The organism is Nocardioides sp. CPCC 206347 (genome assembly GCF_048654605.1).
Lineage (GTDB): Bacteria > Actinomycetota > Actinomycetes > Propionibacteriales > Nocardioidaceae > Nocardioides.
In genome coordinates this window covers 1,275,111-1,283,651 of the sequence record NZ_JBMCYZ010000001.1, presented here as the reverse complement: position 1 = coordinate 1,283,651, position 8,541 = coordinate 1,275,111, and the positions used below count along the sequence as shown (strand labels likewise).

Here is an 8,541-nt window from a genome sequence, read left to right as displayed (position 1 = left end):
AAGCGGTGAACTAGACAGCTCCACTTCACAACCGGGGGCCCTCACCTGTCAGCCCGACTCACCGCCGGAGGGCGGGACAACCTCCCTGGGCATCACAGCTAGTCGCCCTTCACGTTCACGATCTGCCGCAGCGTGTGCCGGATCTCGACCAGCTCGGTGGCGTCCGCCATGACCTGGTCGATGTCCTTGTACGCCGCCGGGATCTCGTCGATGAACGCGTCGGTGTCGCGGTACTCGATGCCGGCCATCGCCTCCTGCAGCTGCTCACGCGTGAAGGTGCGCCGGGCCCGAGAGCGCGAGTACTCCCGGCCCGCACCGTGCGGCGCGGAGTGGAGCGCCAGCTTGTTGCCGAGCCCGCTGACGACGTACGACGCCGTCCCCATCGAACCCGGGATCAGCCCCGGCCGCCCGAGCTCGGCGTTGATCGCGCCCTTGCGGGAGAGCCACACCTGCTTGTTGAAGTGGGTCTCCTGCTCGGTGTAGTTGTGGTGGCAGTTGATCTCCTCGCACCGCTCCACGTCGTCGACCGACCCGAGTCCGACCCAGTCGGCGAACTGCCGCACGACCCGGTCCATCATCTCCTCGCGGTTGAGCAGCGCGTAGAGCTGCGCCCACCGCATCTCGCGGATGTAGGCCCAGAACTCGTCGGTGCCCTCGGCCAGGTAGGCGAGGTCCTTGTCGGGCAGCGGGATCCACCACTTCTCGCACAGGTCGCGCGCGACCTTGATGTGCTTCTGGGCGATCTTGTTGCCCACCCCTCGCGAGCCCGAGTGCAGGAACAGCCAGACCCGCTGCTCCTCGTCGACGGTGACCTCGATGAAGTGATTGCCGGATCCGAGCGTTCCCAGCTGCAGCTCCCACCGGCTCGCGTAGCGGCCCGGCTCGAAGCCGGCTTCGCTCGCCGCGGCAGCGAGCTGCTCGAGCCGCTGCTCGGTGTGGGGTCGGCTGACCTTGCGGTTGGCCGCGCCGGCTGAGAGCGGGATCGCCCGCTCGATGGCTTCGCGCAGCGGACGCCGATCGGTCGGCAGCTGGTCGGCGGTGAACTGGGTGCGCACGGCGATCATGCCGCAGCCGATGTCGACGCCGACCGCGGCCGGGATGATGGCGCCGAGGGTCGGAATGACCGAACCCACCGTCGCCCCCAGGCCCAGGTGGGCGTCGGGCATCAGCGCGAGGTGCGGGAAGATGAACGGCATCGTCGCCGTCGTCACCGCCTGGTCGCGCGTGCCCTGCTCGAGGATCGAAGCCCAGTTGATGAGCTTCGGCGTGATCTTCTCCATCGTGGTTTCCTCTGGTCTGCCTTTCTGGTTCTCGTCGACCCGCGCACGCGGGCCAACCGATCACGTTAGGTCCGCGGAAATGCCTTGCACACGGCATTTACCGACGCGTACGGCAGGATGGAGCCCGTGAGTGCAGAAGAAGCGCGGGCCGAGCTCCACCGTCTCCGGTCGAGCATCGACAACCTCGACGCCGCCCTCGTGCACCTGCTCGCGGAGCGGTTCAAGTGCACCGAGCAGGTGGGCCAGCTGAAGGCGAAGGCCGGCATGCCGCCTGCGGACCCGGCGCGCGAGTCGGTGCAGATCGCCCGCCTCCGTTCGATGGCGGAGAGCTCCGGTCTGGACCCGCACTTCGCCGAGAAGATCCTCAACGTGATCATCGCGGAGGTCATCCGCAACCACGAGCAGTTCGCCGAGGACGCCGAGGTCTGATCGTTCAGCGCGTCTCGTCGAGCACCCCGCGGATCCACTCGGGCGTCGCCGCGAACGATGACGGGTGCTGCGGGTCGATGACGAGTACGTCGTACTGCTCGGCCACCAGGGCGAGGACGCCGGCTGCCGGACGCTGCTGTACGTCGACGGCCTTTCCCTCGTAGAAGGCGGCGAGCCGGGTGCTGTCGGTGAAGGCCAGTGCGACGCGCTCGCCCCGGCCGTTGCGGATGTGGGTCGGTGCCGTGCCGTCGCCGCCGGGGTCGACCACGACCAGCAGGTCGGCCGTGAGCAGGAGGCGCAGCACGTGGGTGTACGTGTCGTCGTTCTGCTCGGCGCGGTACGCGTCCATCGCGGGTTGCACGTCGGGGGCGGCGATGACCACCTTCGTCGTGATCAGTGCCTGTCCGGCAGGGACCCAGCGCTTGAGGTAGGAGAGGTTGGCCAGCGGAATCCAGGCGCCGATGCCCGGGTGGTCCAGCACGATGCCGCTGACCCCTCGTTGGGCGTACGACGCCAGCCAGTCGAGTGCAGCCGGCATCGGAACGCCCAGGACCGTGCCCTCGCCAGCCGCCGCCTGCGCCCGTGCCTGGTTGCTGTAGACGGCGATGAGCGAGCCGACGCCCTCGAGCTGCAGGCCCGTCGGCCGCGGCTCCTCGGTCGTGCCGTTGTTCACGACGAACCAGAGGCCGAGCCGGGCAGCGGCCTCCCACAGCGCCATCTCGGCCGCCTGGTCCCCGGGAGCGGCGCGACGGGCGTCGTTGCGGCGGTCGAGTTCCTCGATCAGGACGGGTGCGTTGTCGGTCATGCGGACCACCGTGCCCACGAGCCGCGGCGTCAATCTGCTCCGTCGCGCACGTCCGCCAACCGTCCACAGGCATTCCTGTGGCGGTTCCTCCTCCACAGGACCGGTGGCGCCGTGGTTCGGATGTCCGACCTGTCGGCGAACGTCCCTGGTCCGGCACGCGGAGCAGGAGGAGCAGATGACAGATCGGCATGACGTACGGGCGGTGCGTGAGGCATGGCAACGGCTGCTGTGGCGGGCGACGGAAGTGAGACGGCAGCCGACCGCGGAGTCAGACCGGCTGGCGCTGTGGTCGGTGTCAGTCGTTGATCCCGCCGGGGAGCAGATCCTGCTCGAGGTGATCGCTGGCGCCTGGTCGCAGGGCTGGCAACCCGGCGAACTGGTGCACGTCGTGGCGCGGAAGGCCGACCGGATCGCGGCGCGACTCGTCGATCTCGCGATCGTTGCCGACCACGACCGCCGCACGTCCCAGGTGATCGACCCGCGCTGGCAGGCCCAGATCGACCGGCTGGACAGCCGGGGCGAGTCGACCCGCCACGACTGGCTGCGCCAGTGGCGACGGCGGGAAGGACTGGATCGGCGGCGGTGCTACGACGCGGTCGGGGCTGCATGGCGAGTGCTCTCCCGGTTGCCGCAACTTCCCCTGCTCATCCCGCCGCCCGGGGTCGATCCCTCGTTGGTCGCGACGGGTGCCCCGATGCTTGCCGCCGCGGCGGACCCCCTGCTCGACCGGATTCGCAAGCTCCTGGCCAAGGCGGAGTCGACCACCTTCGAGGCCGAAGCAGAACTGTTGACGGCGAAGGCCCAGGAGTTGATGGCCAGGCACGCCGTGGATCGAGTCCGGCTCGAACAGTGCCCGGCGGGAGATGAGCCGTGCATGACGCGAGTGCTGCTCGAACCGCCGTATGTCGTGGTGAAGGGGGCGCTGCTTGCTGCCGTTGCTGATGCCAACAGGTGCCGGGCGATCGGGATCAACGGCCTCGACCTGAGCGTCGTCGTCGGTCATGCCGACGACCTCGCTGCCGTCGAGGTCCTGTTCACCTCGCTGCTCGTGCAGGTCGGCCGTGCGCTCGCCGAGGCCGCCCGCAACGCCGTTGCAGGGGACCGGTCCCGGACCTCTGCCTTCCGTCGCTCCTTCCATCTCGGATTCGCGTCGAGGATCGCGGAGCGTCTGGCCGCGGCGAACGGCGCTGTCCTGGCCGAGGCCGGGGCCGTCGCGTCGCTCCCCGTGCTCCGGAGCCGGGCGCGGGCGGTCGGTGACACGGTCGAGCGCCTGTTCGGAGGCGCATTGACCGAGAGCAGGATCGGCGGCCGCCATGACGCATGGGGTGCGGCCCAAGGACGGTCGGCCGCTGATCTCGCCCTACTCAACGCTGGCGAGCTGTCTGCGTGAGGAGGCACCATGGAACCCATGACCACCCCGACTCTCGGCCCGGGGCACACGCGCGACGACTACTACGCGTTGCCCGACGACGGACTGCGCTACGAACTGCTCGAGGGTGAGATCACCGTGGTCCCCGCACCCTCCTACGACCACCAGCGGATGTCGGCTGAGCTCCACATGGCTCTGCACGCGGCCCGGCCCGAGGGCCTGGTCGTGCTCGCGGCGCCCTTCGATGTCGAGCTCGAGGTCACGTCCGTCGTCCAGCCCGACCTGATGGTGGTGGGACGCCACGTGCCGGAGCAGCGCGGACTGATGGAGCCACCGTTGCTCGTCGTCGAGATCCTCTCGCCGAGCGGGCGTGGCCGCGACCAGGTGCGGAAGAAGCGGCTCTACGAACGTGCCGGTGTGCCGTCGTACTGGATCGTGGACCCCGAGGTTCCCAGCCTGACGGCGTGGGAGCTGCGCGACGGGCGCTACGAGGTCGCGGCGCTGGTCTCTGGCGACGAGGAGTGGATCGCACGGGCGCCGTACGCCGTCCGGATCGTTCCGGCGGAGTTGTACGCCTGAAAGTTCCCGGGTTCGCCATCCGCGAACAACGGAACAGCACGAACCCGGAATGCATTGGAAGGTGCATGACGAACCCTGTGCAGCTTCCCGTGCTGTTCCTCTCCGACGTGGTGGTGCTTCCCGGGATGGTGGTGCGCGTCGAGCTCGACGAGCCGGCCCGGGCCGCCATCGACGCCGCCCAGCTCGCCGCCCGTGAGTCGGGCGACCCCGCCCAGGTCCTGGTCGCCCCGCGCCTCGAGGACCGCTACGCGTCGTACGGCGTCGTGGCGAGCATCGAGAAGGTCGGCCGGTTCTCCGGCGGCGAGCCCGCGGCGGTCCTGAAGGCCGGCGGTCGCGCCCGGATCGGGAGCGGTGTGACCGGTCCCGGTGCGGCCCTGTGGGTCGAGGTGGAGACCGTCGACGGCGGCGTGGTCGACGACGCCGTGCGTGCGCTGGCCGACGAGTACAAGCAGCTCGTCGTCGGTCTCCTGCACCGCCGCGAGGCCTGGCAGGTCGCGGACAACGTGACCCGGATCGAGGACCCGGCGACGCTCGCCGACACGGCCGGGTACGCGCCGTACCTCAGCGACGACCGCAAGCGGCAGCTGCTCGAGACGCCTGCCGTGGCCGAGCGCCTGCAGCTCCTCGTCGACTGGACCCGTGACTTCGTCACCGAGTCCGAGGTCAGCGAGAAGATCGAGTCGGACGTCCGGGAGTCCCTGGAGAAGTCGCAGCGGGACTACCTGCTGCGCCAACAGCTCGCCGCGATCCGCAAGGAGCTCGGTGAGGGCGAGGCCGACACCGATGACTACCGCAGCCGGGTCGAGGCCGCCGACGTGCCCGACCACGTTCGCGAGGCGCTGCTGCGCGAGGTCGACAAGCTCGAACGGGCCAGCGACCAGAACCCCGAGGCCGGCTGGATCCGGACCTGGCTCGACACGGTGCTCGACCTGCCGTGGTCGGTCCGGACCGAGGACGACACGGACGTCGTCGCTGCTCGCGCGGTCCTCGACGCCGACCACCACGGGCTCGACGAGGTGAAGGACCGGATCACGGAGTACCTCGCCGTTCGTGCCCGTCGGGAGGAGCGTGGCCTCGATGTCGTCGGCGGCCGCGGCTCCGGTGCCGTGATCCTGCTGGCCGGTCCTCCGGGAGTCGGCAAGACGTCGCTCGGTGAGTCCGTCGCCCGTGCCCTCGGGCGCAACTTCGTCCGCGTCGCCCTCGGCGGTGTCCGGGACGAGGCCGAGATCCGGGGCCACCGGCGGACGTACGTCGGCGCCCTGCCCGGTCGCGTCGTACGCGCCATCAAGGAGGCCGGTTCGATGAACCCGGTCGTGCTCCTCGACGAGATCGACAAGGTCGGTTCGGACTACCGCGGTGACCCCGCGGCGGCGCTGCTCGAGGTCCTGGACCCCGCGCAGAACCACACGTTCCGCGACCACTACCTCGAGCTCGACCTCGACCTGTCGAACGTGCTGTTCATCGCGACCGCCAACGACATCGGCCAGATCCCCGCGGCGTTGCTGGACCGGATGGAGCTGGTCACCCTCGACGGCTACACCGAGGACGACAAGGTCGCGATCGCCCGGGACTTCCTGGTGCCGCGGCAGCTCGAGCGCGCCGCGCTCGGCACCGACGAGGTGACCATCAGCGACGAGGCACTGCGCGAGATCGCGTCGAACTACACCCGCGAAGCCGGTGTCCGCCAGGTCGAGCGGCTGCTCGCCAAGGCCTTCCGCAAGGCCACCGCCCGTCTCGCGTCTGGCGAGGTGGACCGCGTCGACATCGGCCTCGACCAGCTCAACGACCTCATCGGGCGTCCCCGGTTCACGCCGGACGTCCAGGAGCGGACCTCCGTCCCCGGTGTCGCCACCGGTCTCGCCGTGACCGGCATGGGCGGTGACGTGCTGTACGTCGAGACGTCGGTCGCCGAGGGCGAGGCCGGTCTGACGGTCACCGGTCAGCTCGGTGACGTGATGAAGGAATCGGCCCGGATCGCGCTCTCCTGGGTGCGCTCGCACGCCGCCGAGCTCGGTGTCCCGGCCTCCGCCTTCGAGCGGTCGCTGCACGTGCACTTCCCGGCGGGTGCGATCCCGAAGGACGGCCCGTCCGCCGGCGTCACGATGGTGACGGCGCTGGTGTCGCTGCTGACCGGCCGCCCCGTGCGGTCCGACGTGGCGATGACCGGCGAGGTCACCCTCTCCGGTCGCGTGCTCCCGATCGGCGGCGTGAAGCAGAAGCTGCTCGCCGCGCAGCGGGCCGGGGTCACGGACGTGTTCATTCCCGAACGCAACCGGCCCGACCTGGACGACGTACCGGCGGAGATCCTGGAGCAGCTGACGGTGCACCCGGTCGGCCACGTGACCGAGATCCTCGGCCTGGCGCTGGTCGCCGCGGAGGAACAGGCCGTCAGCGCGGCCTGATCAGACCTGGTCCGCTGACGCGTCCAGGTCGTCGGCGTCGACGATCCGGTACGCGTACCCCTGCTCGGCCAGGAACCGCTGGCGGTTCTGGGCGAAGTCGGCGTCGACGGTGTCGCGGGAGACGATCGTGTAGAACCGCGCGATCTTCCGCTCACCGTCGGGGCCGGGTTCCCCGGGCCGCAGCAGGCGGCCGAGGCGCTGGGCCTCCTCCTGGCGGGAACCGAACGAGCCGGAGACCTGGATGGCGACCTCGGCGCTGGGCAGGTCGATCGAGAAGTTCGCGACCTTCGACACGACCAGCAGTCCGACCTCACCGCTGCGGAACGCCTCGAACAGTCGCTGGCGTTCCTTGACCGGGGTGGCGCCCGTGATGACGGGGGCGTCGAGGGCCTGGGACAGCTCCTCGATCTGGTCGAGGTACTGGCCGATCACGAGCGTCGGCTGGTTGGCGTGGCGCGCGACCAGGTCGCGGACGACCCGGATCTTCTCCGGCGTGCACGCGGCCAGGCGGTAGCGCTCCTCGGCCTCTGACGTCGCGTAGACCATCCGCGCGGAGTCGGTCAGGCTGACGCGCACCTCGATGCAGTCGGCCGGGGCGATCCAGCCCTGTGCCTCGATGTCCTTCCACGGGGCGTCGTACCGTTTCGGGCCGATCAGCGAGAACACGTCGCCCTCGCGGCCGTCCTCGCGCACGAGTGTGGCGGTCAGGCCGATCCGGCGACGCGCCTGGAGGTTGGCCGTCATCCGGAAGATCGGTGCGGGCAGCAGGTGCACCTCGTCGTACACGATCAGGCCCCAGTCGCGGGCGTCGAAGAGCTCGAGGTGCGGGTAGATGCCCTTCCGCTTGGTCGTGATGACCTGGTACGTCGCGATGGTGACCGGCCGGATCTCCTTGACGGTGCCGGAGTACTCGCCGATCTCGTCGGCCGTCAGCGACGTGCGCTTGACCAGCTCGTCCTTCCACTGCCGCGCGCTGACCGTGTTGGTGACCAGGATCAGCGTGGTGGCCTGCGCCTGCGCCATGGCGGCCGCGCCGACGATGGTCTTGCCCGCTCCGCACGGCAGTACGACGACCCCGGAGCCGCCGTTCCAGAACGACTCGGCGGCCTCGCGCTGGTAGGTGCGCAGCTCCCAGTCGTCCTCGGTGAGGTCGATCGCGTGGGCCTCGCCGTCGACGTACCCGGCATAGTCCTCGGCCGGCCAGCCGAGCTTCAGCAGCGCCTGCTTGAGGTTGCCCCGCTCGGAGGGGTGGACTGCCACGGAGTCGGGGTCGAGGCGCTCGCCGAGCATCCCGGCGATCTTCTTGGCGCGCAGGACCTCTTCGAGCACGGGTCGATCGGTCGACGTCAGCACGAGGCCGTGGACGGGGTGCTTCTCGAGCTTCAGCCGGCCGTAGCGCGCCATCGTCTCCGCGACGTCGACCAGCAACGCGTGCGGGACGGCGTAGCGCGAGAAGCTGAGCAGGGTGTCGACGACCTGCTCGGCGTCGTGACCGGCGGCGCGGGCGTTCCACAGGCCGAGCGGCGTGAGCCGGTAGGTGTGGATGTGTTCGGGGGAGCGCTCGAGCTCTGCGAAGGGGGCGATCGCCTTGCGGCACTCGGCCGCCTGCGGATGGTCGACCTCCAGCAGCAGGGACTTGTCCGACTGCACGATCAACGGTCCGTCTGTCACCGCACG

Annotated in this window: 7 protein-coding genes; 4 read left to right on the top strand and 3 right to left on the bottom strand. The window is 70.1% G+C overall.

All coding sequences use genetic code 11. The features are described from left to right. Nucleotides 1–98: 98 nt before the first annotated feature. A complete protein-coding gene (locus ACOACQ_RS06110) occupies nucleotides 99–1,280 on the bottom strand; it encodes an RtcB family protein (protein ID WP_420287859.1) in 1,182 nt (393 codons plus the stop codon). A 117-nt stretch (nucleotides 1,281–1,397) separates the two neighbouring features. Between ACOACQ_RS06110 and ACOACQ_RS06105 the strand changes: the two genes are divergently transcribed. Further along, nucleotides 1,398–1,709, top strand: a complete 312-nt coding sequence (locus ACOACQ_RS06105; protein WP_378601647.1) for a chorismate mutase — start codon at nucleotides 1,398–1,400, stop codon at nucleotides 1,707–1,709. 4 nt (nucleotides 1,710–1,713) lie between these two features. On the opposite strand, the gene ACOACQ_RS06100 is transcribed toward ACOACQ_RS06105, so the two are convergent. Then, nucleotides 1,714–2,514, bottom strand: coding sequence for an SseB family protein (locus ACOACQ_RS06100; protein ID WP_378601635.1), 801 nt, complete (start codon nucleotides 2,512–2,514; stop codon nucleotides 1,714–1,716). Nucleotides 2,515–2,689: 175 nt separating this feature from the next. Between ACOACQ_RS06100 and ACOACQ_RS06095 the strand changes: the two genes are divergently transcribed. From ACOACQ_RS06095 to lon, 3 genes are all read left to right on the top strand, one after another. Then, the gene (locus tag ACOACQ_RS06095) at nucleotides 2,690–3,904 is read left to right on the top strand and encodes a DUF2786 domain-containing protein (protein WP_420287858.1); all 1,215 of its coding nucleotides are present in this window, start codon (nucleotides 2,690–2,692) and stop codon (nucleotides 3,902–3,904) included. Between the two features lie 18 nt (nucleotides 3,905–3,922). Then, nucleotides 3,923–4,462, top strand: coding sequence for a Uma2 family endonuclease (locus tag ACOACQ_RS06090; protein ID WP_420287857.1), 540 nt, complete (start codon nucleotides 3,923–3,925; stop codon nucleotides 4,460–4,462). A 65-nt stretch (nucleotides 4,463–4,527) separates the two neighbouring features. Beyond that, entirely contained in the window at nucleotides 4,528–6,864 is a 2,337-nt protein-coding gene (gene lon, locus ACOACQ_RS06085; protein ID WP_420287856.1) for an endopeptidase La, read from the top strand. On the opposite strand, the gene ACOACQ_RS06080 is transcribed toward lon, so the two are convergent. Next, on the bottom strand, nucleotides 6,865–8,535 hold the full coding sequence (locus ACOACQ_RS06080; RefSeq protein WP_378601620.1) for a DNA repair helicase XPB: 1,671 nt from the start codon (nucleotides 8,533–8,535) through the stop codon (nucleotides 6,865–6,867). It lies immediately after the preceding gene. Nucleotides 8,536–8,541 lie beyond the last annotated feature (6 nt).

Bases quoted from the DNA above. Each gene is read 5' to 3' on its own strand.
- ACOACQ_RS06110 (WP_420287859.1), bottom strand. From the start codon at position 1,280: ATGGAGAAGATCACGCCGAAGCTCATCAACTGGGCTTCGATCCTCGAG.
- ACOACQ_RS06105 (WP_378601647.1), top strand. From the start codon at position 1,398: ATGGAGCCCGTGAGTGCAGAAGAAGCGCGGGCCGAGCTCCACCGTCTC.
- ACOACQ_RS06100 (WP_378601635.1), bottom strand. From the start codon at position 2,514: ATGACCGACAACGCACCCGTCCTGATCGAGGAACTCGACCGCCGCAAC.
- ACOACQ_RS06095 (WP_420287858.1), top strand. From the start codon at position 2,690: ATGACAGATCGGCATGACGTACGGGCGGTGCGTGAGGCATGGCAACGG.
- ACOACQ_RS06090 (WP_420287857.1), top strand. From the start codon at position 3,923: ATGACCACCCCGACTCTCGGCCCGGGGCACACGCGCGACGACTACTAC.
- lon (WP_420287856.1), top strand. From the start codon at position 4,528: ATGACGAACCCTGTGCAGCTTCCCGTGCTGTTCCTCTCCGACGTGGTG.